Genomic DNA, 25,049 nt, shown 5'->3' on the forward strand with positions numbered 1-25,049 from the left:
CGTCATAGACCACCGCGGCGGTTCGCCCCGAAGGCGCGCGGGTAAGTTGCCGTGGCCGCGCTCCCTCCCGCGAAAGGCGTCCGATGATGCAGCTCTACGCCGAACGGCCGATCCGCCGCACCGCCCAGCTCGTCAGCGACCTGCTGGCCGTGCTGCTCGTCGTCCTCGCGGTGTGGCTGGGGACCTCGGTGTACGACCAGGTCATGAAGCTGCGCGCGCCCGGGGACGGGCTCGTCGACGCGGGCACCGGCCTGCGCGGCACGTTCGATTCGGCCGCGAACTCCGCCGACGGGATCCCGCTCGTCGGGGACGCGCTCGCGAGGGCCCTGCACGGCGGTTCGGACGTCGGGACCAAGCTCACGGACGCGGGCCGCTGGCAGATCGAGGCCGTCGAGAACCTCGCGTGGTGGATGGCGGCGATCATCATCGCGGTGCCGGTGCTCGCGCTCGTGGTCACCTGGCTGCCGCTGCGCTGGCACTACACCCGCCGCGCCACGGCGGCCGCGCGGCTGCGGGCCCTCGGCGACGAAGGACTGGACCTCCTGGCCCTGCGGGCACTGGCCACGCAGCCGTTGGGCCGCCTGGCTTCGGTGGGCGCGCCGGCCACCGGCTGGCGGGAGCGCGACCGGGACGTCATCGGGAAACTGGCGGGGCACGAACTGGCCCGCCACGGCCTCGCGTCCTGAGCCGGAGGTCGTCCCGCCGGAGCTCAGGACACCGGCGGGAAGACCTCCGCACTCCGTGGGCTGACGGACGTGGGACTCAGCCGACGGAGGGGCCCATCCCCAGGGACTGCGGCGTGCTGGCGTCGGGCGAAGGCTGGTGCAGACCTTCGTCCAGCGGGCCGAACTCGGTCATCAGCGCCGGGCTGCCGCCCCACGGGGTCTGTTCCTCGGCGATCAGCGAGTTCGTCGTGAGCAGCAGGCCCGCGACCGACGCGCCGTTCTGCACCGCCGAGCGGCACACCCGCAGCGGGTCGACGACGCCGAGCGCGATCATGTCCCCGTAGCGGTCGTGCAAGGCGTCGAAGCCCTCGTCGTCGCCGAGTTCCCGGGTGCGCGCGACGATTTCGTGGGCCGGGTGGCCCGCGTTGTGCGCGATCAGGAACGCCGGCTCGGCCAGCGCGCGCCGCACGATCTCGACCCCGATCGCCTGATCACCGGACAGCCCCAGGTCCTCCAGGGCTTTTTCGGCGTGCAGCAGCGCCGCTCCCCCGCCGGCCACGATGCCTTCGGCCATCGCCGCGCGGGTCGCCGACAACGCGTCTTCGACGCGGTGCTGCAGTTCCTTCAGCTCGGCCGGCGTGGCCGCGCCGACGCGGACGACCGCGACCTTGCCGGTCAGGGCGCCGATGCGTTCGGTCAGGACGTCCTCGTCGACGCCGAACTGCGCGCGTTCCAGCTCCGCTCGCAGCTGGCCGACCCGGAAGTCCACCGCCGCGGCGGACCCCGCGCCGCCGACGATCGTCGTCCGGTTCTCGGTGACCCGGACCTGCTTGGCCCGGCCGAGGTGCTCCAGCGTCATCGTTTCCATGGTGAACCCGGACTGCCGCGAGAGCACCGCGCCGCCGACGATCGCGGCCAGGTCCTCCAGCTTGTGCAGCCGCCGGTCGCCGAAGCCCGGCGCGCGGACCGCCACCGACTGGAAGGTGCCGTTCAGGTGGTTGTGCACCAGCATGGACAGCGCCGTGCCCTCGACCGTCTCGCCGATCACCACCAGCGGCCGGGGCGCGCGCATCACCTTGTCCAGCAACGGCATCAGCTGCTGCACCTTGGTGATCTTCTCCGCGCACATCAGGATGTACGGGTCGTCGAGCACCGCTTCCAGCCGCCCCGGGTCGGTGACCAGGTACGGCGAGAGATAGCCGTTGTCGAATTCGAACCCTTCGACGAACTCGACGTCCATCCCGATCGACGGTGACTCCTCGACCGTCACCACCCCGCCGTCGCCGACGGTGTGCAGGGCCTTGGCGATGACCGCGCCCACGGCGTCGTCGTCGTTGGCCGAGATCGCCGCGACCCGCGCGTAGTCCTGTTCGGACACCACCGGGTGCGCCCGCTTCTCCAGGTGCGCCACCAGCAGCCCGACGGCGTGGTCGATGCCGCGCTTGACCAGCACCGGGTTGCCGCCGGCCGTGATCGCCCGCATGCCTTCGCGGACGATCGCCTGGGCCAGCACGGTGGCCGTGGTGGTGCCGTCGCCGACGACGTCGTTGGTCTTGATCGCCGCTTCCTTGACCAGCTGCGCGCCCATGTTCTCGAACTGGTTCTTGAGGTGGATCTCGCGGGCGATGGTGACGCCGTCGTTGGTGACCACCGGCGAGCCGGTGATCTTCTCGATGATCACGTTGCGGCCTTTGGGGCCCAACGTGGACTTGACCGCTTCGGCCAGCTTGTCGACGCCCGCCAGCAGCAGGTCGCGGGCGTCCGGGCCGAACCGCAGTTCCTTCGCCATGTGCGGTGCTCCTAGGGGGTGAGGATGGCCCGGCCGCGCACGCGCCCGGCGTCGAGGTCGGCCAGCGCGTCGAGCGCGGCGTCCAGCGGGTACTTCTTCGTGTGGAGGGTGACCTTCCCGGCCTGCGCCAGGACCATCAGCTCGGCCAGGTCGTTGTAGGTGCCCACGAGGTTGCCGATGACGTTGCGCTCGGTGGAGATGATGTCGATCGTCGGGATTTCGATGTTCGAGCCGTAGCCGATGACGAAGTGCGACCCGGCGCGGCGGGTCATCGCGAAGGCGTCCTGCTGGGCGCCCTGCTCGGCGACGAAGTCAAGGACGACCTCGGCGCCGTTGCCGTCCGTCAGGTCGAGTACCGCCTCGACGTGTTTCCCGTCGGCCAGCACGGTGTCGTCGGCACCCAGGGTCGACGCCAGCTCGAGAGCGTCGGCGTTGCGGTCGACCACGATCACGCGGGCGGCGGTCAACGCGCGAAGCGACTGGATGCCGATGTGCCCGAGGCCGCCGGCGCCGTTGACGACGCAGGTCGTGCCCGGGTACAGCCGCGGGACGGCCTTGCGCACCGCGTGGTAGGCGGTAATGCCCGCGTCGGCCAGCGCGGCGACGTCGGACGGCTGCGTCGCCGGGTCGAGCTTGATGCACGCCCGCGCCGACGTCAGCAGGTACTCCGCCATCCCGCCGTCGGCGTTGATGCCCGGGAACGTGCTGTTCGGGCAGTGCATGTCGTCGCCGGCGCGGCAGGCGTGGCACAGCCCGCACGTCGGCGTCGGGTGCAGGATGACCGTGTCGCCGGGCTCGACGTTCGTCACCGCCGGACCGACCTCGTGCACCCAGCCCGCGTTCTCGTGCCCGATCGTGTAGGGCAGGGTGACGCCGGACTTCTCCGCCCACTGCTCTTCGATGATGTGCAGGTCGGTGCGGCACACGCCGGCGCCGCCGATCTTGACCACGACGTCGAAGGGCCCGGTGGCGCGCGGCTCCGGAACGTCCTCGAGCACCGGGTTCTTGTGGTACTCCTGCAGCCGCACGGCCTTCATCCCGTGCCCTCCTCGTCGCTGGTCAGGGCGTACCGCGCGCGCAGCATGCCGCGGCAGACGCCCGAGTTGGCCTCCATGCTCGTGCGGGTCAGCCGTGCGAAGGCGAGGTGCCGCTTCGCGTCGGCCGCGGACACCGCCGTCCCCGTCGCCGGGTCGAGCAGCAGCGGGTCGCCGTCCCCGGCGGGCAGGCCGAGCTCGCGGCGGCGGGCCCGCAGGCGGTCGAGGTCCGGGCCCGGCGGGACTTCGCCGAGCGTCAGCGATTGCGGGTCCCGGCCCAGGGCCCGGCAGACGCGGTCGGTACCGGCGAGCACGGCCTTGCGGACGAAGTCGTACCGCAGCGTGTCGAGCTCGTCGACGGCCTCACCCTCGAACGACGCGACGAACCCCTGCCGGGCCGCCACCCCGCGGTTGATGACGTCGGACGCGAAGTGGTCGTCGAGGCGGATGTCGAGCCCGGTCAGGCCCGGCACCCCGGCCACGGCGTCGTAGGCGTCCGCCACCATGAGGAACGCGAAGTTCGGCGCGCAGAAGTACGTCGGCAGCCGCAGCCGGACGACGGCGTGGCCCGCGTCGCCCACCTCGCAGCGGGCCACGAACCCGAGGTCGGTGAGGGGTTCGTCCAGCTCGGGATCCCGGACGGTACCCAGCGCCGCCCACACGGCGGCGCGGGCGCCGGTCGCCAGCGTGGTCACGGGTTCGGCACGCCGACGGGCTCGACGTCCTTCGGGTCCGCGAGCTTCAGCTCGTCCGGGACGTCGATGCCGTAGAGCCGCGCGGCGTTCAGCCCGAGGATCTTCTTCTTCTGGTCGACGGTCAGCGGCGGGAAGTCCGACAGCTCGTCGTCGGCGGGCATGTTCCAGTCGACGAAGCCCTCGACCTGCCACTTCGGCTCCCAGATCGCGTAGTCCGCGCCGAAGATCAGCTTGTCCTCGCCGAGCCAGAACATCAGCTCGCCCATGACTTTCGCGAAGAACTTCGGCCGGGCGTGCATCAGGCCGCCGACGACGACGGCGAGCCCCGCGTAGACGTTGCGCTCCTGGGTGGCCATGAAGCAGAAGTCCTCGATGCGCGGCAGGCCGACGTGCTCGACGATGAAGTTCAGTCCCTGGAAGCTCGTGGCCACCTGGTCCACATCGGACACGTCGAAGGCGTCCTTGTCCAGCGGCCAGATGGTCGGTCCCTTGTGGACGTGGACGTTGGTGACGCCGAGTTCTTCGCACTTCTCGAGATAGCGAGCCGCTTCGGGGTCCTTCAGGCTCCAGCCGCGGGAGTCGCCGAGCCACTCGGCCGTGTAGAGCTTGACGCCCTTGCAGTTGTAGCGCTTGACGCGTTCCTCGAAAGCCTTCATTCCCGCGTCGCCTTCCCGCGGGTCGAAGGTCGTGTTGACGAGGAACTGGCCCGGGTGCTTCTCGGCCAGCGCGCCGTCGTTCTCGGTCGTGTTGAAGCCCGTCTTGTACCACTGCCGCAGGTTGGTCGGCTGGAAGATGGCCTGGTCGACGTGCCCGGCCTCGAACAGGTCGTGCATCATCAGTTCCTCGGAGTACTTCTGGAACCGGTCGATCGGCCAGTGCGTCTCCTTCGGGCCGAGCCCCTGGTAGGCGTGGAAGCACTCAATCCAGCCCTTGGCGTATTCCTCCTGGCCCTCCACCCAGTTGTCCGGGCTCGCGTCCCAGAAGTGGGTGTGGGCGTCCACCACGAAGTATTTTTCGCCGTCTTTTTCGTACATCTTCTGATCCTCCTGAGCGGGATCGAGTGCTTTCGCTTACTTGATCGGCTTCAGATCGAAGTCGAGGTATTCGGCCGCGTCTTCGGGGTTGGCGAACATGATCGTGCGGTCGTCTTCGTGGATCATCCGCCCGTAGTGGGTGGACATGCTCTCCTCGAACTCGGCCGCGTTGAACCAGCCTTCTTCCTCGCCGGCGGCCTCGTCGACCTCGGCGTAGACCAGGTCCGTCCGGCCCTTCGCGTCGACGCGGATCATCGACGGCAACGGCGTCACGGTCACGTTGTCCTTGGTGGCCATGACTTCCGCGATGATCGCGCCGACCTGGTTGTTCATCAGGGTGAACCCGCACATGTTCGACGCGGTGTTGTCGGCCTTGAACGGGCTTTCCGCGGTTTTGAAGACAGTCACCGGCTCAGCTCCTCGGGTGCCTTGAGGCCCAATTCGGACAGGACGCCGGCGAACCGGCTCTTGACGCGGTCGAGACCGTCCTCGAACCGGATCGGCTTGGCGTCGGGCTGCGACCACAGCGGCTGCAGCGCCCGGGCAGCGGCGATGCACCGCGGCACCCAGTCCTCGAGCCACTTCTGCAGCAGCGCCTTGTTGTGGCCGGCGAACTCCTTGTCGTTGATCAGCAGGTGGTACAGCTGCTTGGTGTAGCGGAGGTCGCGTTCGGAGAAGTCGAACTCCTCGGCGCCGATCAGCGTCGGGGTGACGAAGTCGCCGTTGGCCGGCGCGGCCTGCTGCACCAGGTTGCTGCGGAACAGTTCGCCGACGAGTGGCTCGAAGACGACGTTCGCGGCGAAGATCGCTTCGCCCCAGTCCCAGATTCCGGTCAGCTGCTCGGCGGTCTCCCGCACGCCCTGCCAGGCCGGGTCCTCGTTCCAGGTCGACACGTGGGCGGTGCCGTCGAAGCCCTCGATCTCCTCGGTGAGCGTCAGGTTGTACAGCGCCAGGTCCTGCGCCGCGCGGATGCGGTGCATGCTGTTCACCGAGATCGCGTTGTTGTGCATGTTCGTCGGGCCGCGGCGGTTGGCGTTGGCGAACAGGTACAGGCCGAGCCCGTGGTCGACGTGCATCCAGGCGCCCACGTGCTTGGCGACGAAGTCGACCCAGTTCCGGTTCCACTGCTCGAACGCCTTGGCCTGGCGGGCCGCGTCGATGTTCTGGTTGAGCTGGCGCACGACGTTCGCGTTGTAGCGGTAGAGGGTGAGCTCCCACTCCTCGTTGGGGTCGCGGAACTCGTGCCAGCCGTGGGCGGGCCAGTCGTAGCCCTTGCCGCCGGAGCCCGGGCCGCGTTCGGGCAGCGGCCGGTCGGAGCCCCACGCCTTCAGCGCCGTCCACTCCAGCGGGTAGCCGCCCTGGCCGTCGGCGAAGGCGTAGAGCCAGCCCTGGGACAGGTAGTGCCGCGGGTCGGGCTGGACCTCGACGGTGACGTCCTCGTAGTGGCTCTGCTTGCGCTTGGCGGGGGTGAAGTAGTTGTACTGGCGGGCGGTGGAGTCCGGGAAGACCTTCGCGCCCGCTTCGGCGTCGGTGAACGCCGGCTTCGGCACGCTGCGTTCATGGGTGGCTGTCATGGGTTCCTTACCCTTCGCCCGTGGTGGTGAACTTGTCGTAGAAGACGCGCTTGCCGTCGACACCGAGCGCGGGCAGCAGCTCCAGCGCCGCCTCGACCATCGGCGGTGGCCCGCAGACGTAGGCATCGGCACCGGTGAAGTCGAGGCCGGCGCGGCGCAGGACGTCGGTCACGAACCCGGTTTCGCCGTCCCAGCCGTCGTCACCCGGCTCGGAAAGCGCCGGCACGTACCGGAAGCCGGGCAGCTTCGCTTCCAGCTCCCGCAGTTCCGCCTCGAAGCAGAGGTCGCGGCGGCGGCGGGCGCCGTAGTAGAAGGTCGCCTTCCGGTCGAGGCCGCGCTCGGCCATGGACCGCAGCAGCGACAGGATCGGCGCCATCCCGGCCCCGCCGCCGACGAAGACGAGGTCCTTGCCCGGGTTGTCCCGGAGGGTGAATACCCCGAACGGGCCGGTCACCCGGAGCCGGTCGCCGACCGCGACCCGCGTGTCGAGGAACCGGGAGAACAGCCCGTCCGGGTAGATCTTGATGACGAACTCCAGGAACCCGTCGCGGGCCGAGGTGTTGGCCATCGAGAACGACCGCGTCTCCTCGGTGCCCGGGATCGCGAAGTCCAGGTACTGGCCGGGGAAGAACTTCAAGTCCCGGTCCAGCCGCACGACCAGGTGCCGGAGGTCGTGCGTGACGTTTTCGTTCGCGACGACCTCGGCCGTGGCCTCCTGGATCGGCAGGCCGGACTGGATCATCTCCTCGTCGTAGTTGAGCAGCTCGATCGTCAGGTCTTCGTAGGCGTGGGCCCGGCACAGCAGCGTGAAGCCTTCCTCCTTCTCGTAGTCGGGGAGCGCGAAGGTCGAGTACCGGTCGTGTTCGACGTCGTCGCCGTCGAGGAGGAACGACTTGCAGGCCGCGCACTGTCCTTCCTTGCAGCCGTGCATGAGCATGACACCCTGCTCGGCGGCGGCGCGCAGGATCGTCTGGTCCTCGGCGACGTCGATTTCGATCCCGACCGGCTCGAACCGGACGCGGTGCTTTTCGCTCATGCCCGGCCCTTCCCGGGCACTTTCACGTGAAAGTGCCCACCTGGGGGCGGCACTTTCACGTGAAAGTGCCGCCCGTTCTCGTCAGGCCTGTGGTGCCGGGCGCCCGGCAGGGCCCTGGCGGTTGTAGTCGGCGACGAAGGCGGCGCGCTGCTCGGCGGTCATCCGGTTGAGCAGCACGTTCGGCGACTGCACCTCCGGCATCCGGCGCAGGTGGTCGAGCGTCCACATCTTCTTCGGGTCGAGGTCCAGGTGCGGCTGGGCGACCATGGTCTTGCCGTCGTCGCGGACGAAACCCATGTCGGAGACGACGTCGGCCCAGTTCCAGCCGTGGTAGAGCGTCTCCCACTCGCGGGCGCCGACCAGCTGGCCCATGTTCGGGGTGCTGCGGCCCTGGTAGGTGGGCCGGAACGCCTCGGCGTCGGTCCAGCGGCACGTCTCCGAGCAGTACGTCCGGTGCTGGCCGTCGACCTCGTCGACCACCATGTCCTCGCGGATGAGGCACGGCACCATGCAGGTCCAGCAGCGGTGCGGGTACACGTAATCGACGTCCTCGGCGACGATCGGGTGGTGCCCGTTCGGCGTCGCGAGGCGGTTGTAGTTCTCCCACCACTTGCCGTACTTGTCGTACCAGCCCGGGTACTTGTACTCGAACCACTCGAAGTCTTCGTCGGTCATCGGGTCGATGCGCCAGTAGTTGGCGAGCCACCCGGTGGCGAAGAACTGCGCGACTTCGTGGACGTAGCCCTTGTTCCAGATCCGGTTCCAGGCTTCTTCGATGAGGTCGTGCGGGATGACCAGGCCGTACTTCTCGAGCGGGACCAGGTACGAACGGTAGTAGTCGTCGTAGATCCAGCGGCGCCACATCTCCGCGTAGCTTTCGCGGTCCTTGCGGCGGTCCTTGGTGCCGTATTCGATGAACGTGCCGATCGCGGCGTCGACGACGGCGTGGTTGTTCCACCACGCGTACCGCAGGTCGCGTTCGAGCAGCTGGTGGTTGCTCTCGTCCGACAACGCCATCAGCAGGGTCGCGTAGCCGTTGCTGATGTGGCGGGATTCGTCGGACTGCACCGAGTGGAACACAGTGGGCAGCAGGTAGTCGCCGTTCGCGGCGGCTTCGGCGGGCATGGCGACGAACAGCGTGTTCGTGAACGCCGTTTCCGCCACGATGGTCAGGTAGATGCTCGCCGCCGTGATGGCGTCCCCGGTGATGAAGCCTTCGGCGAACTGGCGGCCGATCGTGCCGCAGTAGTCGTTCTGGAAGTTGCGCAGGCTCGAGTTGAAGCCGGCCGGGTCGATGTAGTTCTGCATGTACAGGCGCTTGAGGTTCTGCTGGATCGTCGAGTGCCGGACCTCGTCGATCATCTGGATCGCCTGGCCGTTGTGCAGTTCCGGGTTCGGGACCGTGCGGAACAGCAGCGGCATCGCCCGGGCCGCGGAGATCTCCGGCAGCGGGATGATGGACAGGAACAGTTTCTGCCACTCCAGCCAGCGTTCCTGGACCTGGCGGAACATGTTGCCGCGGATCGCGCCGTCTTCGGCGCCGTAGACCCGGTGGTCCTTTTCCTCCTGCATCGGGAAGTAGGAGCGGAGGACCTGCTTCAGCGGGTCCTTCTTCTTGGCCTTGCGGAAGGTGTAGTCGGTGCCGTAGTGCGAAACCGGGGTGTGGTAGGCCGGTTCCCACGAAAGTTCCTGGATCTTCTGGTGGGCTTTCGCCACACTCTGGCGACTCATGGATCACTCCTTATCTCCTGAGCTCGCCGCCCAGGGCGTCCTGCGTTCCCCATTAGGGGGGCACCGGCGCGCGGCGCGGGTCTCAATCTGAGACAGAACCGCTGTTCAGGGCGCTTCGCCGGCGTCGAGCATCCGGGCGCGCAGGCCGGCCAGCTCGTCGTGGATCCCCGCCTGCACGCGCGCGTCGCCCTCGACGGTGGGGACGATCCCGAAGGCGCGCAGCAGGGCGGCGGCGGGCTCGCCCGGGTGACCCTGCGCGCCCAGCGTCGGGTGCAGGCCCTGCTCGGCCAGGTGCGAGAAGACCAGGTTGACGATCGTCCAGGGGTTGTACGTCTCGGCGGCCATGACCTCATCGCACCGCCGCCGCGGCAGCGGGAACGTCTCAATTTGAGACACCGGCGCGGGCCCGGCGCGCTTACGCTGGAGGGGCGGCACAACGGGTGTGCCCGCACCCACGTGGGCCGCGGGGAACTGGAGGTCACGTGGACGAGATGGCGCCCGGCACCCTGCTCGCCGACGGCGAGCTCGCCCGCACCCGGGTGCGTTTCCTGACCGCCGAACCGGTGCCGGCGGGCGTGGTCCGGCAGACGATCCTCGCCTCGTGGCGGCGGTCGCGGGAGTTCCGGGTCGAAGCCGACCGCATCGACCCGCTCTACCTCGGCGGCCAGAACCCCGACAGCCCGCTGGTCCGCGGCGCCGAGCCGGTGCTGCACAAGCTGGCCGAGCAGTTCGAGGGCCAGCCGATCAGCCTCATCCTCACCGACGCGAGCGGCGTCGTGCTCACCCAGCAGACCGGCGACGCCGACCTGGCCCGGCACCTGGAGCGCGTCGAACTGGTCCCCGGATTCAGCTACGGCGAGCAGTCCGTCGGGACGAACGGCATCGGCACCGCGCTGGAGGACGGCCGCCCGACGACGGTGTTCGGCCACGAGCACTACGCCGAGCACCTGGAGAACCTGGCGTGCGCGGGTGTGCCGATCCACCACCCGATCTCGGGCAAGAAGGTCGGCGCGGTCGACCTCACCTGCTGGTACAAGGACGCGGGCGGCCTGCTCGTCGCGCTGGCCCGCTCGACGGCCGAGCAGATCCGCCAGGCCCTGCTGCGGCACAGCGACCTGCGGGAGATGATGCTCTTCCAGGCCTACCTGCAGACCTGCCGCCGGTGGACGGGCATCGTGCTGGCGTTCAACGAAGACATCGTGATGATGAACGACCGGGCCCGGCAGCTGCTCGATCCGGCCGACCAGTCCGTGCTGCTCGGCCACGCCACCGAAGCGCTGGCCGAAGGACGCCGGACCCCGGCGACGCTGTCCCTCTCCAGCGGGCTGCGCGTCCGGGTTCTCTGCCGCCGCGTCGCGGGCCGGCGCGAGACCGAGACCGCGGGCGGCGTGCTGTCGGTGAAGCTGATCGAAGCCGAAGAGACCCTCGCCGCACCGACGCCGATGCTGCCGATGTACCTGCCGGGCGTGGTCGGCTCGGCCCCGCTGTGGCTGCGCTGCGGGCACGACCTCGACACCGGCCACCGGCGCGGCGAGTGGGTCGCGCTGGAAGGCGAGCCCGGGACCGGCAAGCTGACCCTGGCGAAGGGCCTGCACCAGCGCCACCACCCGGCGGCCCGGCTGCTCACCGTCGACGCGGCGGTCGGCTCGGACTGGGCCGCGCTGCCGCGCGAACACGCCGAAGCCCCCATCCGGACGCTGGTGATCCGGCACGCCGACCGCCTGACGGCCCCGGCGGCGAACGCGCTGGCGGCGGTCCTGCGAACCCTGCGCGAGGACGCCGCCGCGCCGTGGGTGGTGCTCACGCTCGTCCCGGAGGCCGAGACCGAGCCGGCGCTGGCCGAGCTGCTGAAGTCCTTCCCCCGGACGGTGCGGGTGCCGCCGCTGCGCCACCACGTCGAGGACCTCGCGGAGCTGGTTCCGCTCGTGCTGAGCAAGCTCGGCTACGGCGGCAGGCTGACGTGTTCGGCCGCGGCGCTGCACCTGCTGATGCGGGCGGAGTGGCCGGGCAACACCGGCCAGCTGCACCAGGTGCTGCGCAAGGTGGCCCAGCGCCGCCGCGCGGGCACCATCCGTCCCGGCGACCTCCCGGCGGAGTTCCACGCGGTGACGCGGCGGCCGCTGAACCGCTTCGAGTCGATCGAGCGGGACGCCATCGTGCGGTGCCTGGAAGACGCGGACGGCAACAAGGTCCGGGCGGCGAAGCTGCTGGGCATCTCACGGGCGACGATCTACCGCAAGATCCACGAATACGGCATCGTGCCGCCGGCCCGCTAGGACCGTGTCACTTCGCCGGCGGGTTCACCGCCGCCGCGACGTCGGCGATCGTCTTCGCGTCGACCAGCCCGGTGTCCTCCAGGACCGTCATGTGGTCGAGGACGGTCTGGTTCGCCTGCGTCGCGTGCCGCCGGATGACGTCGTTCTGCGTGCCGGCGCGGACTTCGGCGATGGTCGCGAAGATCTTGCCGTGCGACTCCCGGAGCAGGTTCGCGAACAGCTTGTCGAACTCCAGGCCCTGGGCGTCGGTCAGCCGGCGGACCCAGCCCTGCTGCTCGGCGCTGGCCTGGTCCGGCAGCGTCACGCCCAGCATCTTCGCGTCCTCGCGAACGAGCTGGTCGAGGTGCGAGTGCCCGTCCAGCAGGTGCAGCCCGGCCCGCTTCACGGCCTCGCTGCTGGCCCGGGTCTGCGCCAGGTCGCCCGCGGGGATCTCCCAGAGCCCGGCTTGGCGGACCTTGACCAGGAACGTCTTGTCGAGCTCGGTGACCGGACCGGCGCCCGCCACGTCGTTCGTGGCCGCGGCCTGGGCGGCGGAACCCAGCTGCATGCCGGCCATGTTGTGTGCCGGGACCTGCGCCTGCGTCGAGCCGGGCGCGGTCTGGGCACTCGCGTTCAGCACCATGACCGAGCCCACGCCGACCACGGCGAGCGTGGCCACGACGACCAGTGCGGTCCGGGCCTTCGCCCGGCCCGTCATGCCACGGTGATCCGGCATGGTTCCTCCTTCTGACGACAGTCCGTACGGGGTACACGGACGCCGTCGCGGGGCGGTTCAGCGAAATCCGGAGGAATTTTCTTGTGCGGCAAGGGATTCAGCGGAAAAACACGCCGATGGCACACGAAAGAGGAGAAGGCGGCCGAGCCGGCCGGATACTCCGGCGAGGCCGGGGATGTCCATCTTGACCGATGCTCTTGCGGTTGGCAAGTATTGCGGCATGCAACCCCTCGAAGACGCGGTCCCGGGCGCCGACCCGGACGTGGCCGCCCTCGACGGCCTCACCGTGGTGCTGGTCGGGATCGCCTGGGAATGCGCGCACGCGGCGCCGCCGGAGGTGTCGTTCCCGCAGACGCGGCTGCTGCTGATCCTCGACCGTCTCGGCCGGGTCCCGAGTTCGCAGCTGGCGGCGGCGATGGGCGTCAACGCGTCGTCGGTGACGCGGCTGGCCGACCGCCTCGAAGCCCTCGGTTACGTGGCCCGCGGCCGCAGCCCCGGCAACCGCAGCGTCGTCACGCTCGAGGTGACCGGGGCCGGGCACGAGATCGTGGCGCGGATGCTCGAACAGCGGCACGCCGCACTGGGGGCGTTGCTGGACAAGCTGCCGCCGTCGCAGCGCAAGGCCGCGGGCAAGGCGGCCCGGCAGCTGCTGCACGCGGCCGCCACGATCCCCGCGCTCGGCCCGGCGGCGCTGTGAGTGCCACCCTGGACGGCATGCCGACCCGGTGGACGTGCCCGCGCTGCGACCGCGAGTTCGCGCGCGCCCGCCAAGGCCACACCTGCGTCCCCGGCGGCACGGTCGAGGAGACGTTCGCGGGCAAGCCGCCGTGGCAGCGCGAGGTCTACGACGCCGTCCTCGGGCACCTGCGCACCCTCGGCGACGTCCACGAAGACGCGGTCAAGGTCGGCGTGTTCCTCAAGCGGGAGCGCAAGTTCGCCGAACTGCGTCCCCGCTCCCGCGACGTGCTGGTGTACCTGTGGTTGCCCAGCCCCGTCGAAACGGCCCGCATCGCCCCGGCGAGCTGGGCGAGCGGGCCGCGCGTCGGGCACAAGCTGAGCCTGCGTGCCGTGTCCGATGTGGACGACGAAGTCCGCGGCTGGCTGACCGCGGCCTTCGCCGTCTCCTGAGCGCGGGTGGTCAGGCGGCCGGGCCCGTCCAGCCGTCGGGCACGTGGCCGAGGCGGACCCGCTGCGGGTGGTCGCCGACCGGCACCGAGAGGAGCTTGCGCCCGGTCGCGAAGTCGATCGCGGTCACCTGGTCGGCGCCGGCCTCCGAGATCACGCAGGCGCTGCCGTCACCGCTCACCGTCGCCCAGTACGGCTTCACCGCGGGCACCAGCGTGCCCTGCTGCAGCGACGCGCGGTCGACGACCGTGGCGTAGTCGTCCATGGTCCCGGCGACGCAGAGCTTGGTCCCCGCCGGGTTCATCGACATGCCGTGGTGGCGCGAGTCGTTGACGAAGGTCTTGCGGTCGTCGCTGGTGGCCGGGTTCTTCGGCAGTTCCTTGACCCGCGTGATCTTGTCGGTCGCGACGTCGTATTCGGCGAAACCGTTGAAGAACGACACCTGGAAGTACAGCTTCGACCCGTCCGGGGTGAACGCCACCGGCCGCACGGCGTCGGAGAGGTCGCTGCGCCCGAACGCGTCGAGCCGCTGCCGCATGTCGATCACCTTGACCTGGCGGAACGTGGCGGCGTCGACCACGGTGATCCGCCGGTCCCCCTTGGTGAAGTCCCAGCCCGGGTCGTCGAGGTCGGTGTTGACCTCGCCGATCGACATGTTCCACAGGTACCGGCCGCCGTCGGTGAACACGTTCTCGTGCGGCTTGTCCCCGGTCGCGAAGGAGCCGACCTGCTGGCCGGTGACGATGTCCAGCACGTGCACGGTGTTGGACGTCGAGGCGGAGACGGCGACGCGGCGCCCGTCCGGCGAGACCGCCATGTGGTCGGCGCGGAAGCCCGACACCGGGAAGCGCCAGTTGATCCGGCCGGTGGTGAGGTTGATCGAGACGACGTCGGCGAAGCTGGGCCGCGACGCCACCACCGAACCGCCGTCCGGCGTGGTGTACATGTCGTCGACGAACTGGTCGTGCCCTTCGCCGGGCCCGTTGCGGATGCCGAGGAAGAAGGCGAGCTTGATCGGGTTGAGGTAGATCTCCGTCAGGCGTGCATCCTTGTCGGGGATGATGTTCACCCGGCCGATGCGGGTGAAGGAGCCCCGGGACTGGATGACGTCCGCCGTGCCTTCCCAGTTGTTGCCGACGAACATCACCTCCCGCAGGGCCGCCGCGGCGCCGGTCGCCGGCACCGCGGCGCCGGTCGCCAGCAGGGCGACGGAGGCGGTGAGGCAGGCCAGGCGCGAGAGGTACGAGCGTTTCCGACGAACCGGGGAATTGCGCACGGGAGACACCTTTCGGCACTGAAGGGTGTGGCGATGGATTTCGCGGAGGAACGGGGTTACTGTCCGGTATCGTCACGATAACCGGCCACCGGAGCCGCTCCGGTAGGGCCGCTCGCCCAACACCGCGGCGCGGTGTTGTGGCGTTGCCACAACGGGGAGGGTGCCGTGCCGGCCTCGCCACTGCTCCGGCAGGTGCTCGACGCGATGGCCGCGGACGAGACCGTGCTGGACGAGCTGGTGAAGGCCGCGCGGAGCCAGTCGCCCGCCGTCGCGCGGCTGCCGGAGGCGGAGAACCGGCGGCACGTCCAGTTCCTGCTGTCGGCCGCGCTGCGCGCCACGACGAACCCCGACACCGCCGACTACACCACCGCCGAGGCGCTCGGCGCCGACCGCGCGGCGCAGGGCGTCCCGCTCACCGACCTGCTGCGCGGGGTCCAGGCCGGCCGCACGCTCGCGGCCCGCTTCGCCGTCGAACGCGCACGGGCCGCGGGCCTGGCCGACGACGTCATCCTCGAAACCGTCCTCGACGCCGAGCGCTACACCGGCGCGCTGGAACGGCACATCGTCAAGGGCTACCACGCGGCCGAGCTCCAGCTGTCGCGCACGGTGCGCGACGCCCGGACCCAGCTGCTGCGCACCCTGCTGCTCGCCGGGGACCCACCGGCACCGGACGAGGTGCGGCAGGCGGGGCTGCGTCCCGACGGCCGGTACTCGTGCGTGGTGTCCGACGTCAGCGACCCGGCGCGGGCGCGCACGCTCGAACAGGCGCTGCTGGAGTTCGGCGGGGTGTACGGGCTGGTCGAAGGCAGGCTCACCGGCCTGGCGGCGCGCCCGCCCGCCGGGATCGCGCTCGCCGACGGCGTCCGGCTGGTCGTCGCGCCCCCGGCCGCCCTGCCCCGGCTGCGGGAGGTGCACCGGCTCGGCACGGCGGCGGCGCGGATCGCCGGGCCCGGCTACCACGACCTCACCGAGCTGGCGGGCGAAATCGCGCTGGCAGCCCAGCCGCTGCTCGCCGAGCTGCTCACGACCGGCCTGCTCGGCGCGCTCGATCGCGGGAACGCGTTCCACCGCGAGCTGGCCGCGACGGCGCTGGCCTACCTCGACCACGGCCACCGCTTGCGCCCGACGGCCGAAGCGCTGCACCTGCACCCGAACACCGTCCGCTACCGCCTCGACCGGCTGGCCGAGCTCACCCCGGTGGCACTGGCCGAGAACAGCGGCGGCGGCGTGCTCGACTCCGTGCGGTCGTGGTGGGCGTTGCGCCACTGGCTCGACGGCACCTGACAACACCGCCGGTGATCGATAAGGTCACCCGCATGGCTGAACTCCGCCGCTTGCCCGCGACCACGTCCACGTCCACCGGAGAATGCGTTTTCTGCGCGATCGGGACGGGCCAGGCGCCGGCGGCCTTCGTCCACGAGGACGACGACTTCGTCGCGATCGTCGACCTGCGCCCGGTGACGACCGGTCACCTCCTGGTGCTCCCCCGCGCCCACCACGCGGACCTGGCTTCGCTCCCGTCCGCGGCGGGCGAGCGGATGTTCGCGATCGCCCAGCAACTGGCGGCGGCCCTGCGGCGCACGGACCTGAAGTGCGAAGGGATCAACCTGTTCCTGGCCGACGGCAAGGCGGCGGGCCAGGAGATCCCCCACGTCCACCTGCACGTGATCCCCCGGTTCGCCGGCGACGGCTTCGTGCTGGACGCCGACTGGCGGGTGCGATCGCGGGAGGAGCTGGTCGAGGTCGCGGCGAAGGTCCGGGCGGCGCTTTAGGCGCTGTTTCAGGCTTTGTGCAGCTTGTCCGGGTGGTGCACGGCGGTCTTCCCGGACTTCTCGCTGCGGACGAGGTACTGCGGGTTGTCGGGTGAGGCCTTGACGTCGCGCTTGCCCGCGTGCGTGTCCTCGGTGATCTTTTCCTCGACCGTGCCGACCGAGGATTGGTTGCCCGCGTCCCAGCGGACGCGGTCGCCCTTCTTGAATTCTTCGCTCATGGCGGCCCGAGTACCCGTGATCATCGCGGGTACGCGCCCCGGATGGACGACGACGAAACGCGCCGCGAATTCGGGCCGGCACAAGGACGGCGAATCGATCGGGCACCAATCCGGCCGGCACATCGCCGAGATCCTGCGGAAGAAGCCGGGCGCTAGGCGTAGTCCTTCAGCACCAACGCGTTAGCCGCTTCCCGGATCGGGCGGGCCATCTGCTCCAGCACGCGGTTGCGGCCCGGCAGGTACGGCATCAGCTTGATCATCCGGGTGTTGAACCACGCGAAGGCCCGTGACTGCGGGATGATCCCGCGCAACGCCGTCTTCGCCAGCGCCTGGTTCTTCTCGATGAACGGCCGCATCGAGGCTTCGTACCGGGACAACGCCGTGGCGAAGCCGTCCGAAGCGGCCAGTTCGCCCGCCAGGACGTACGCGCCCGCCAGGGCCAGGCTGGTGCCCTGCCCCGACGCCGGTGACGGGCAGTACCCCGCGTCGCCGAGCAATGTCACCCGGCCGGCCGACAAGTGCTCCATGACGATCTGGCAGACCGGGTCGAAGTAGAAGTCGTCCGCCTCGCGCATCGCCGCCAGCAGCGCGGGAATCTCCCAGCCCAGGCCCGCGAACCGGTCCGCCACCAAGGCCTTCTGGCCTTCGACGTCCCGCCGGTCGTACGACAACGGCGGCGCTGTGAACCAGAACGCCGCCTTCGCGTCGTCCGCGCGGGCCGTGCTGTAGACGTTGACCATCTTGCCCGGGGCCGCCGAGTGCAGCAGCTCCCAGCGGTCCAGCCGCTGCGTGTTGGGCACCGTCGAGATCGAGATGTAGGCGTCGAACCGGCGCAGGTGGTCCTCCTCCGGGCCGAACGCGAGCGCGCGGACGCCGGAGTGCAGGCCGTCGGCGCCGACGACCAGGTCGAACCGGCGGGGCGCGCCGTGGGCGAACGTCACCTCGACGCCGTCGGGACGCTGGTCGAGCCCGGTGATCCAGTCGCCGAAGACGTACTCGGTGTTCGCGCGGGTGGCGTCGTGGAGGATCCGGGCGAGGTCGCCGCGCAGGATCTCGGTGTCGTCGCCGTGGCGGAAGCCGAACGTGTCCGCGTCGAGGGTGGCCAGCTGCTTGCCGCGCTTGTTCACGAACGCCGCGCCCCGCATGTCGGTGGCCGCCGCGTGGACCGTCTCCAGCAGGCCCATCCGGCGGACGACGTCGACCGCGACCCCGCGGATGTCGACCTTGTAGCCGCCTTCGCGCAGGCTCGGGGCGCGCTCGACGACGGTGGCGCGGAAGCCGTGGTGGTGCAGCCACCAGGCAAGGGCGGGGCCGGCAATGCTAGCGCCCGAGATCAGGATGTGTTTTGTCATGCCCCGAAGCTTCGGCGCGGCCGCCGACCGTTCACGAACCGAGCGCGAACCGCCGCTGACCGGCCTCCTCGACGGCCTGCTCGGGCGGCAGTTCGCGGCCGCGGCCGAACGCCTCGGCGTAGGCCCCGGCGCCGAGACGCGCCCGGACGCGGTCCGCCACCCCGGCGACGTCGGCGTCGCCGGTGACGGGCGCCCCGCGCAGCCCGACCGCCACGCCGAGCAGGAACGCCGCCCGCTCGTCTTCGTCCCGCCCGGCGAGGACCCCGGCCAGTCCTTCGATCGCCTGGGCCGCACCGGGCAGGTTCGCGTGTTCGAGCGCCGTGGCGAGCGCTTCCTGGTGCAGCTCGGCCGCCTCGTCCAGGCGGCCCTCGGCGGCCGCCGTCCAGCCGGAGCCGGTGTGGAGCCGGATCCGCGTCTCGCCGCCGGTCACCGGGTCCGTGGCCAGGCCGAGTGCCGAGGAGTACCAGCGCCGCGCCGCGGCCAGGTCGCCGGCGCGCCGCGCGATCTCGCCCAGCCCGCCGCGGGCCCGGGCGACCGTCAGCGGCGTGCCCGCGGCGCGCGCCTGCGCGGCGGCGGCTTCGTAGTCGGCTTTGGCGGCTTCGGCGTCCCCGGCCCGGAGCACGCCGTCGGCGCGGCGGCAGAGCAGTTCGGCGGCGTCGCCGACGGCGCCGAGCTCGCCGGCCAGCCGCACGGATTCGTCCATCAGCTCGCGGAACCGCCCGTGGTCGCCGCGCCAGTCCGCGAACTCCGCGAGCTTCTCCAGCGTGCTCGCCTCGCCCCAGCGGTCGCCGAGGGCGCGGAACGCGGCCAGTGACGCCGAAAAGTGCGCTTCGGCTTCGGCGATCCGCCCGCGGTACTGCGCACCGAGGCCGTCGCCGATCCCCGCGAACGCCCGCGACCACGCGTCCTCGCCGATCAGCGCGGCCAGCCGTTCGCCGTCTTCGGCCTTGGTGCGGGGCGAAAACGCCCACAGCAGGAAGAGGTACGGGTACCGCAGCGGCCCGTCGAGCCGCCGCAGGATCGGCTCGATCGCCACGTCGGTGTCCGACGCCTGGATGGCGCACAGGACGTATTCCTCGGCCAGCCCCGGCGGCGGCTCGGGGCCGACGGCGGCGAGCACGGTGTCCGCGATCGGCGTCGCCTCGCTCCGCAGGCCGCGCAGCCACCAGTACCAGGACAGCGCGGCCATCAGCCGCAGCGCGGTTCCCGGGTCTTCGCCGGCGCTCCAGCGCAGGGCCGCGTGCAGGTCGGCGTGTTCGGCGGTCAGCTCGGCCAAGGCCGTCAGCTGATCGGCGCCGCGCAGCTTCGGCTCGTGCGCGCACGCGAAGTCCAGGAAGTACTTCGCGTGCGCCGCGCGCCGGTCGTCGCCCTGCTCGGCGCAGAACGCGCGGATGGTCTCCAGCATCCGGTAGCGGCCGCCGCCGAACTGGACGAAGGACTTCTCGACGAGGCCGGTGAGCACGGCGTCGGAGCCAGCGCAGACGCGTTCGACGGCGGCCGGTCGCGCGCCGCCGGCGAACACCGCGAACCGGCCGGCCAGCCGCTGTTCCGCCGGGTCCAGGAGGTCCCAGCTCCACTCGACCACGCCGCGCAGGGTCCGGTGCCGCGGCTCGGCGGTGCGGTCCCCGCGCGAGAGCAGGCCGAACCGGTCGCCGAGCCGGGCGGCGACGTCGTCCGCGGACAGCGACCGCAGCCGCGCGGCGGCGAGCTCGATGGCCAGCGGGAGGCCGTCGAGCGCGGCGCAGATCCGCGTGACGACGCCCGGCTCCGGGGCCGCGCCGGGCGCCACGGCCGCGGCCCGGTCGGTGAACAGCCGCGCCGCGGCGCCGGCGGGCAGCGCGCCGACCGGCACCAGCGTCTCGCCGGTCAGGCCCAGCGCCTCCCGGCTGGTGGCCAGCACGCGCAGGCCGGCGCACTCGCCCAGCAGGCGCCCCACCAGCCGCGCGGCCGCGGCGACGACGTGTTCGCAGTTGTCGAGGACCAGCAGCAGCGGCCGGTCGGCGAGCCCGGCGGCCAGCCGGTCGGCGGGGTCCGCGGGCGCTCCCGGCGCCAGCACGCCCTGTTCGCGCAGGCCCAGCGCGGCCAGGACCGCGCGCGGGACCTCGGTCGTCGTCGCGAGTTCCACAAAACAGACCTCGCCCGCCGCGCGGGCCGCGGCTTCGACCGCCAGCCGGGTCTTGCCCGCACCGCCGGGACCGGTGAGCGTGACGAGGCGGGCCTCGCGCAGGGCCGCGGTGAGCCGGTCGAGTTCGGCGCGGCCGACGAACCCGGCGAGCGGCACCGGCACCCGGCGGGCCGGAGCGGGCGCGGCGGCGCGCAGGACCGCGGCGTGGGCGTCCGCGAGCCCGGGCGACGGGTCGGCGCCGAGTTCGTCGGCCAGGCGCGCCCGGACCTCGGCGAACACGGCGAGGGCTTCGGCGGACCGGCCGCTGCCGTGCAGGGCCCGCACGAGCTGGGCGGCGAGCCGTTCGCGCAGCGGGTGCTCGCGGGTGAGCTCCCGCAGTTCGGCGACGAGCCGGTCGTGGTGGCCGAGCGCGAGCCCGGCTTCGACGCGGTCCTCCGTCGCGGCCAGGCGCAGCTCCGCCAGCCGGGCCGCGCGCGGCGGGTCGGCGAGCCCGTCGAGCGCCGGCCCCCGCCACAGCGCCAGTGCTTCGGTGAACAGCTCGATCTTCCCCGCCGGATCGGGGGTTTCCCGCGCCTGCCCGGTGAGCCGGTCGAAGCGGTGGACGTCGACGTCGGCGGGATCGACGGCCAGCCGATAACCGGCGGGGGTGAATTCGACGAGGCCGTCGGGCGCGCCGCCGTCCCGCAGCCGTCGCCGCAGCCGCGAAACCTGCGACTGCAGGGCTTCGGCGGCGCCTTCGGGCGGGTGCTCGCCGTGCAGGCCGTCGATCAGCCGCCCGGCGCTGACGACCCGCCCCGCGTCGAGGGCGAGCAAGGCGAGCAGCCCGCGCAGCTGCGGGCCGCCGAGGGCGACCGGGGTCCCGTCGGGGCGGCGGGCTTCGACCGGCCCGAGGATGGCGAACTGCACGCCCACGATTCTGGCCCACGCACCCCGGTCGTGAGTGGTAAAGCGGGTTAGAACCCTACTTACCACTCACGACGGCCACGGCAGACTGCTCCGCCTCGAGGAATTCCAGCAGCCGCGCGCCCTCCTCCTCGATCTCCGCCCGCTCCGCCGCCGTGAGCCGGTCGTGCGCGGTGACCTCCAGGCCGTGGGCGTGCAGCCGCCAGTCCGCGCGGTAGAACCCGTCCACCAGCAGCGTCCCCCGCGAAGCGCCGTTGCCCGGCGGCAGCGGGACCCGCCGCCCGGGCGGGAGCACCCGGGTCCGGTCGGCGTGCGCGAGCAGGACGTTGTCGTACTCCGGCAGGAACCGCGCCGGCGCCGGGGTGTCCGGGTCCGGGAGAAGGCCGTCTTCGACGTCGTAGAGCACCTCGCCGGACTCCGCGCGGACCGTCGGCAGCCCCATCCGCGCCACGACCTCCCGCAGTTTCGTCAGCCCCGACCAAGCCTGGACGTCGGCGACCGAAGCCGGGCCGAACGCCCGCAGGTAGCGCCGCACGACGTCCTCGAGGGACGGTCCGCCGGCCAGGGGACGGCCGAGCCAGCCCTCGAGGGTGGTCAGCGTGGCCGGGCCGGTCGACCCCCACACGCCGCGGGGCGTCACCTGCGCGGTCGGCACCAGGTAGCCGACCGCGTACGAAAGCGCTTCGGCGTCCGCACCCGGCCACCGCACGGCCAGCGCGTCCTGCAGCTGCCGCCGGGTGCGCGGCCGCTCCTCCAGGAGTTCCCGGCCGTACCGGGCCACCGCCTCGAGGTCGGCGTCGCCGACGCGGCGGCCGAAGTGCCCGGTGTAGCCGCCCGCGACGACCCGCTGGACCAGCGGCCGCAACGTCCGCGCGTCCTCGGCGAGGACCAGGTGGACGGTCCCGCGCATCAGCAGCCCGCGCACGGCGTCCCGCCCGGTGAGCAGGGCCGCCAGCTCGTGCGGCCGGAACCCGGAGATCCGGGTCCACAGCCCGACGTACGGCGCGAGCGGCGCCTGCGCCTGCATCCCGACGAGGTGCGCGAGCATCGCCGCGGCGGGCACCTCCCCGCGGTCGAGGAGGTGCTGCCGCGCGAGCAGCGCCCGGTTGAGCGCGCGGGGGTTCACGGCCGCAGGGTGCGGAAGAACGCCCGGACGTCGGCCACGAGCAGCTCCGGCTCTTCCATCGCGGCGAAATGGCCGCCCGAAGCGAACTCCGACCAGTGCGCGATCTTCTCCTCGGGATCCATGATCCGCCGGACCACCGGCGAGGTGTTGAACACCGCCCAGCCCGCCGGGACGGCCGAGGGCGCCAGCCAGCCGTGGGCCGCGTGGGCGGCCTCGTAGAGGAACCGGGCCGCGCTCGCGCCGCTGCGGGTGAACCAGTAGAGGCTGACGTTGGTCAGCAGCCGGTCGCGGCCGACGCCGTCCGCGCCGGTCCACGCCTCGAACTTCTCCGCGATCCAGGCCAGCTGCCCGATCGGGGAGTCGGTCAGCGCGGCCGCGATCGTCTCGGGCTTGTGCGACTGGAGGTCCAGGTAGCCGCGGCCCGCCCGCCACGCGGCCCGCGCCGCGTCCAATTCGGACTGTTCCGCCTCGGACAGGTTCTCCGGCAACGGGAGCTGTTCGCCGGCGAGCGCGATCGTGCCGCGGTCGCTGTTGACGTGGGTGCCGATGACCCGCTCCGGGTACAGCGCGGCGAGCCGCCCGGTGACGCCCGCGCCGATGTCGCCGCCCTGCGCAGCGAACCGGTCGTAGCCGAGCCGGGTCATCAGCTCGGCGAACGCGTCGGTCGTGCGGGCCAGCTCCCAGCCGGGTCCGCTCAACGGCGTCGAGAACCCGAAGCCCGGCACCGACGGGACGACGACGTGGAACGCGTCCGGGCCCGGCTCGGTCAGCGGGCCGATGACGTCGAGGAACTCGGCGACCGAGCTCGGATAGCCGTGGGTGAGCAGCAGCGGCAGCGCGTCGGCCTGCGGCGACCGGACGTGCAGGAAGTGGATGGTCTGCCCGTCGATCACGGTGGTGAACTGCGGGAACGCGTTGAGCGCCGCCTCCTGGGCCCGCCAGTCGTAGCCGTCGCGCCAGTACCCGGCGAGCTCCCGGACGGCCTCGGTGGGCATGCCGCGGGACCAGTCCGGCTCGTCGCCGGGCACGGGCTCGGCGAACCGGGCCGAGGCCAGGCGCCGGTCCAGGTCGGCCAGCTCGGCCTGCGGGATCTCGATGCGGAAGGGGCGGATTTCGTTTGTCATGAGAAGCACGCTAGGAGCCATTGCGGAAGACTTCCTTCCGCGATTCGTGCCATCCTCGAGAGATGTTGCAGACCTCCGCTCGCCTCCTCCGGCTGCTGTCGCTGCTCGAGACGCGGCGTGACTGGACCGGCGCCGACCTGGCCGACCGGCTCGGCGTCACCGCGCGCACCGTCCGCAGTGACATCGGCAAGCTGCGGGAACTCGGCTACCCGGTCGAAGCCGCCCCCGGCGTCCAGGGCGGCTACCGGCTCGGCGCGGGCGCGCAGCTCCCGCCGCTGCTGCTGGACGACGACGAAGCGGTCGCCGTCGCGGTCGGGCTGCGGACGGCGGCGGGCGTCGCCGGCATCGGCGAGACGTCGGTGCGCGCGCTCGCCAAGCTGGAACAGGTGCTGCCGTCCCGGCTGCGGCACCGGGTGCGGGCGCTGCAGACCGCGACGGTCGCGGTGCCCGGCACCGGCCCGGCCGTCGACGCGGACGTGCTGACCGCGATCGCGGCGGCGATCCGGGCGAGCGAGCGGCTGCGCTTCGACTACACGAGCCACCAGCGCACGCCGAGCCGCCGCGACGTCGAGCCGCACCGGCTGGTCAGCTGGGGACGGCGCTGGTACCTCGTCGCCTGGGACACCGCCCGCGACGACTGGCGCACCTTCCGCGTCGACCGGATGACGCCGAAGGTGCCGAACGGCCCGCGCTTCGCCCCGCGCGAGCCACCGGAGGGCGACGTCGCGCAGTTCGTCCAGCGCAGCGCGGGCGCGGCGACGTGGCGGTTCCACGCCCGGGTGCGGCTGCACGCACCGGTGGAGCACGTGCGGGCCCGGCTGCCGATCGCGGTGGACGTGACGCCCGAGGGCCCGGACCGCTGCGTCGCGGAGGTCGGGTCCGACAACGCGCAGATGCTGGGGCTGTACCTCGGAATGCTCGGAGTGGACTTCGAAGTGCTCGACGCGCCGGAGCTCGCCGCGGAACTGGCGAAGACGGGCGAGCGGTTCCTGCGCGCCGCTAGCGCAGGGAGTCCGCCAGTTCCTGGATGATCTCCATCTGCCCCCGCGCGCCGACCTCCATGCCGGACTGCAGGATCGTGTCGCGCAGTTCCTTGCTCACGGTTTCGGTCAGCAGCTCCAGGCGCGTGCGGTCGCCGTCGAGCGCGGTGAACGTGACGGTGTTGAGCGGGCCGTCCACGTCATCCGGGTCGACGCCGGGCAGCTCGAACACCTCGGTGTAGACGAGCCGCTCGTCCGGCACGACCTCGCGGTACTCGCCGTGGAAGCCGACCTCGGCGCCGTCGTCCGTCTTCAGCACGTACCGCCAGCGGCCGCCGGGCCGCAGGTCCATTTCGACCTCGGTGGTGGTCCCGCGGTGGCCGCTCCACCAGCGGCGCACCAGCTCCGGGGTGGTCCACACGCGGTAGACCAGGTGTCTCGGCGCGTCGAACTCGCGCGTGATGAGGATCCGGTCGTCGGCGGGGGTGGTGATCTCCAC

At 71.8% G+C, this 25,049-nt stretch carries 25 protein-coding genes; 8 read left to right on the forward strand and 17 right to left on the reverse strand.

Features of this window, described 5'->3' with window-relative positions; all coding sequences use genetic code 11:
* The first annotated feature begins 86 nt into the window (after positions 1–86).
* Positions 87–686 (forward strand): hypothetical protein, encoded by a 600-nt coding sequence (locus Q5425_RS45450; RefSeq protein WP_308678743.1) that lies wholly within the window; start codon positions 87–89, stop codon positions 684–686.
* A gap of 76 nt (positions 687–762) precedes the next feature.
* Here Q5425_RS45450 and groL read toward each other — a convergent pair whose 3' ends face one another.
* The 9 genes from groL to Q5425_RS45495 form a co-directional block, all read right to left on the reverse strand.
* Positions 763–2,454, reverse strand: a complete 1,692-nt coding sequence (gene groL, locus Q5425_RS45455; protein ID WP_308678684.1) for a chaperonin GroEL — start codon at positions 2,452–2,454, stop codon at positions 763–765.
* A gap of 11 nt (positions 2,455–2,465) precedes the next feature.
* Positions 2,466–3,491 (reverse strand): NAD(P)-dependent alcohol dehydrogenase, encoded by a 1,026-nt coding sequence (locus Q5425_RS45460; RefSeq protein WP_308678685.1) that lies wholly within the window; start codon positions 3,489–3,491, stop codon positions 2,466–2,468.
* Positions 3,488–4,183, reverse strand: a complete 696-nt coding sequence (locus Q5425_RS45465; protein WP_308678686.1) for an iron-sulfur cluster assembly protein — start codon at positions 4,181–4,183, stop codon at positions 3,488–3,490. The genes Q5425_RS45460 and Q5425_RS45465 overlap by 4 nt, the downstream gene beginning before the upstream one ends.
* Positions 4,180–5,217: an amidohydrolase family protein gene (locus Q5425_RS45470; RefSeq protein ID WP_308678687.1), complete on the reverse strand. Its 1,038-nt coding sequence runs from the start codon at positions 5,215–5,217 to the stop codon at positions 4,180–4,182. The genes Q5425_RS45465 and Q5425_RS45470 overlap by 4 nt, the downstream gene beginning before the upstream one ends.
* A gap of 36 nt (positions 5,218–5,253) precedes the next feature.
* Complete coding sequence (gene mimD, locus Q5425_RS45475; RefSeq protein WP_308678688.1) at positions 5,254–5,625, reverse strand: propane 2-monooxygenase effector subunit MimD; 372 nt, start codon at positions 5,623–5,625, stop codon at positions 5,254–5,256.
* A complete protein-coding gene (locus Q5425_RS45480; protein ID WP_308678689.1) occupies positions 5,622–6,791 on the reverse strand; it encodes a toluene hydroxylase in 1,170 nt (389 codons plus the stop codon). Before Q5425_RS45480 ends, mimD begins: the two co-directional genes overlap by 4 nt.
* A 7-nt stretch (positions 6,792–6,798) precedes the next feature.
* Positions 6,799–7,827: a 2Fe-2S iron-sulfur cluster binding domain-containing protein gene (locus tag Q5425_RS45485; RefSeq protein ID WP_308678690.1), complete on the reverse strand. Its 1,029-nt coding sequence runs from the start codon at positions 7,825–7,827 to the stop codon at positions 6,799–6,801.
* A gap of 81 nt (positions 7,828–7,908) precedes the next feature.
* Entirely contained in the window at positions 7,909–9,558 is a 1,650-nt protein-coding gene (locus Q5425_RS45490) for a methane monooxygenase (protein WP_308678691.1), read from the reverse strand.
* Positions 9,559–9,663: 105 nt separating this feature from the next.
* Positions 9,664–9,903, reverse strand: coding sequence for a hypothetical protein (locus Q5425_RS45495; RefSeq protein ID WP_308678692.1), 240 nt, complete (start codon positions 9,901–9,903; stop codon positions 9,664–9,666).
* Between the two features lie 137 nt (positions 9,904–10,040).
* On the opposite strand from Q5425_RS45495, the gene Q5425_RS45500 reads away from it, so the two are divergent.
* Complete coding sequence (locus Q5425_RS45500; protein ID WP_308678693.1) at positions 10,041–11,834, forward strand: helix-turn-helix domain-containing protein; 1,794 nt, start codon at positions 10,041–10,043, stop codon at positions 11,832–11,834.
* Positions 11,835–11,841: 7 nt separating this feature from the next.
* Here Q5425_RS45500 and Q5425_RS45505 read toward each other — a convergent pair whose 3' ends face one another.
* Positions 11,842–12,549, reverse strand: coding sequence for a DUF4142 domain-containing protein (locus Q5425_RS45505; protein WP_308678694.1), 708 nt, complete (start codon positions 12,547–12,549; stop codon positions 11,842–11,844).
* A gap of 220 nt (positions 12,550–12,769) precedes the next feature.
* Between Q5425_RS45505 and Q5425_RS45510 the strand changes: the two genes are divergently transcribed.
* Together Q5425_RS45510 and Q5425_RS45515 are read left to right on the forward strand one after the other, a co-directional pair.
* The gene (locus Q5425_RS45510; RefSeq protein ID WP_308678695.1) at positions 12,770–13,246 is read left to right on the forward strand and encodes a MarR family transcriptional regulator; all 477 of its coding nucleotides are present in this window, start codon (positions 12,770–12,772) and stop codon (positions 13,244–13,246) included.
* Positions 13,247–13,263: 17 nt separating this feature from the next.
* On the forward strand, positions 13,264–13,677 hold the full coding sequence (locus Q5425_RS45515; RefSeq protein ID WP_308678696.1) for a DUF5655 domain-containing protein: 414 nt from the start codon (positions 13,264–13,266) through the stop codon (positions 13,675–13,677).
* A 10-nt stretch (positions 13,678–13,687) separates the two neighbouring features.
* On the opposite strand, the gene Q5425_RS45520 is transcribed toward Q5425_RS45515, so the two are convergent.
* Entirely contained in the window at positions 13,688–14,950 is a 1,263-nt protein-coding gene (locus Q5425_RS45520) for a YncE family protein (protein ID WP_308678697.1), read from the reverse strand.
* Positions 14,951–15,115: 165 nt separating this feature from the next.
* On the opposite strand from Q5425_RS45520, the gene Q5425_RS45525 reads away from it, so the two are divergent.
* Complete coding sequence (locus Q5425_RS45525) at positions 15,116–16,234, forward strand: helix-turn-helix domain-containing protein (RefSeq protein WP_308678698.1); 1,119 nt, start codon at positions 15,116–15,118, stop codon at positions 16,232–16,234.
* 32 nt (positions 16,235–16,266) lie between these two features.
* Positions 16,267–16,722 (forward strand): HIT family protein, encoded by a 456-nt coding sequence (locus tag Q5425_RS45530; RefSeq protein WP_308678699.1) that lies wholly within the window; start codon positions 16,267–16,269, stop codon positions 16,720–16,722.
* 8 nt (positions 16,723–16,730) lie between these two features.
* On the opposite strand, the gene Q5425_RS45535 is transcribed toward Q5425_RS45530, so the two are convergent.
* Positions 16,731–16,940, reverse strand: a complete 210-nt coding sequence (locus tag Q5425_RS45535) for a DUF2945 domain-containing protein (protein WP_308678700.1) — start codon at positions 16,938–16,940, stop codon at positions 16,731–16,733.
* Here Q5425_RS45535 and Q5425_RS46000 point away from each other — a divergent pair.
* The gene (locus Q5425_RS46000) at positions 16,939–17,124 is read left to right on the forward strand and encodes a DUF3140 domain-containing protein (RefSeq protein ID WP_396135380.1); all 186 of its coding nucleotides are present in this window, start codon (positions 16,939–16,941) and stop codon (positions 17,122–17,124) included. The genes Q5425_RS45535 and Q5425_RS46000 overlap by 2 nt on opposite strands.
* Here the strand turns inward: Q5425_RS46000 and Q5425_RS45540 are convergent.
* The 4 genes from Q5425_RS45540 to Q5425_RS45555 are packed head-to-tail and all read right to left on the reverse strand — an operon-like array spanning position 17,093 to position 23,570.
* Complete coding sequence (locus Q5425_RS45540) at positions 17,093–18,292, reverse strand: FAD-dependent monooxygenase (protein ID WP_308678701.1); 1,200 nt, start codon at positions 18,290–18,292, stop codon at positions 17,093–17,095. The genes Q5425_RS46000 and Q5425_RS45540 overlap by 32 nt on opposite strands.
* A 31-nt stretch (positions 18,293–18,323) precedes the next feature.
* Positions 18,324–21,323 (reverse strand): BTAD domain-containing putative transcriptional regulator, encoded by a 3,000-nt coding sequence (locus tag Q5425_RS45545; protein WP_308678702.1) that lies wholly within the window; start codon positions 21,321–21,323, stop codon positions 18,324–18,326.
* A 55-nt stretch (positions 21,324–21,378) separates the two neighbouring features.
* Entirely contained in the window at positions 21,379–22,446 is a 1,068-nt protein-coding gene (locus Q5425_RS45550) for a winged helix DNA-binding domain-containing protein (protein WP_308678703.1), read from the reverse strand.
* Positions 22,443–23,570 (reverse strand): epoxide hydrolase, encoded by a 1,128-nt coding sequence (locus Q5425_RS45555; protein WP_308678704.1) that lies wholly within the window; start codon positions 23,568–23,570, stop codon positions 22,443–22,445. Before Q5425_RS45555 ends, Q5425_RS45550 begins: the two co-directional genes overlap by 4 nt.
* A 62-nt stretch (positions 23,571–23,632) precedes the next feature.
* Here Q5425_RS45555 and Q5425_RS45560 point away from each other — a divergent pair, with 62 nt between their 5' ends.
* A complete protein-coding gene (locus tag Q5425_RS45560; protein WP_308678705.1) occupies positions 23,633–24,601 on the forward strand; it encodes a YafY family protein in 969 nt (322 codons plus the stop codon).
* Here Q5425_RS45560 and Q5425_RS45565 read toward each other — a convergent pair.
* Positions 24,570–25,049, reverse strand: a complete 480-nt coding sequence (locus tag Q5425_RS45565; protein ID WP_308678706.1) for an SRPBCC family protein — start codon at positions 25,047–25,049, stop codon at positions 24,570–24,572. The two genes, Q5425_RS45560 and Q5425_RS45565, sit on opposite strands and share 32 nt — an antisense overlap.

This window comes from Amycolatopsis sp. A133 (genome assembly GCF_031082405.1).
Taxonomy (GTDB): domain Bacteria; phylum Actinomycetota; class Actinomycetes; order Mycobacteriales; family Pseudonocardiaceae; genus Amycolatopsis.

Excerpts from the sequence above, each read along its gene's own strand:
- Q5425_RS45450 (WP_308678743.1), top strand. The coding sequence starts at position 87 with ATGCAGCTCTACGCCGAACGGCCGATCCGCCGCACCGCCCAGCTCGTC.
- groL (WP_308678684.1), bottom strand. The coding sequence starts at position 2,454 with ATGGCGAAGGAACTGCGGTTCGGCCCGGACGCCCGCGACCTGCTGCTG.
- Q5425_RS45460 (WP_308678685.1), bottom strand. The coding sequence starts at position 3,491 with ATGAAGGCCGTGCGGCTGCAGGAGTACCACAAGAACCCGGTGCTCGAG.
- Q5425_RS45470 (WP_308678687.1), bottom strand. The coding sequence starts at position 5,217 with ATGTACGAAAAAGACGGCGAAAAATACTTCGTGGTGGACGCCCACACC.
- Q5425_RS45480 (WP_308678689.1), bottom strand. The coding sequence starts at position 6,791 with ATGACAGCCACCCATGAACGCAGCGTGCCGAAGCCGGCGTTCACCGAC.
- Q5425_RS45485 (WP_308678690.1), bottom strand. The coding sequence starts at position 7,827 with ATGAGCGAAAAGCACCGCGTCCGGTTCGAGCCGGTCGGGATCGAAATC.
- Q5425_RS45490 (WP_308678691.1), bottom strand. The coding sequence starts at position 9,558 with ATGAGTCGCCAGAGTGTGGCGAAAGCCCACCAGAAGATCCAGGAACTT.
- Q5425_RS45495 (WP_308678692.1), bottom strand. The coding sequence starts at position 9,903 with ATGGCCGCCGAGACGTACAACCCCTGGACGATCGTCAACCTGGTCTTC.
- Q5425_RS45505 (WP_308678694.1), bottom strand. The coding sequence starts at position 12,549 with ATGCCGGATCACCGTGGCATGACGGGCCGGGCGAAGGCCCGGACCGCA.
- Q5425_RS45510 (WP_308678695.1), top strand. The coding sequence starts at position 12,770 with ATGCAACCCCTCGAAGACGCGGTCCCGGGCGCCGACCCGGACGTGGCC.
- Q5425_RS45515 (WP_308678696.1), top strand. The coding sequence starts at position 13,264 with ATGCCGACCCGGTGGACGTGCCCGCGCTGCGACCGCGAGTTCGCGCGC.
- Q5425_RS45530 (WP_308678699.1), top strand. The coding sequence starts at position 16,267 with ATGGCTGAACTCCGCCGCTTGCCCGCGACCACGTCCACGTCCACCGGA.
- Q5425_RS46000 (WP_396135380.1), top strand. The coding sequence starts at position 16,939 with ATGGCGGCCCGAGTACCCGTGATCATCGCGGGTACGCGCCCCGGATGG.
- Q5425_RS45535 (WP_308678700.1), bottom strand. The coding sequence starts at position 16,940 with ATGAGCGAAGAATTCAAGAAGGGCGACCGCGTCCGCTGGGACGCGGGC.
- Q5425_RS45540 (WP_308678701.1), bottom strand. The coding sequence starts at position 18,292 with ATGACAAAACACATCCTGATCTCGGGCGCTAGCATTGCCGGCCCCGCC.
- Q5425_RS45555 (WP_308678704.1), bottom strand. The coding sequence starts at position 23,570 with ATGACAAACGAAATCCGCCCCTTCCGCATCGAGATCCCGCAGGCCGAG.
- Q5425_RS45560 (WP_308678705.1), top strand. The coding sequence starts at position 23,633 with ATGTTGCAGACCTCCGCTCGCCTCCTCCGGCTGCTGTCGCTGCTCGAG.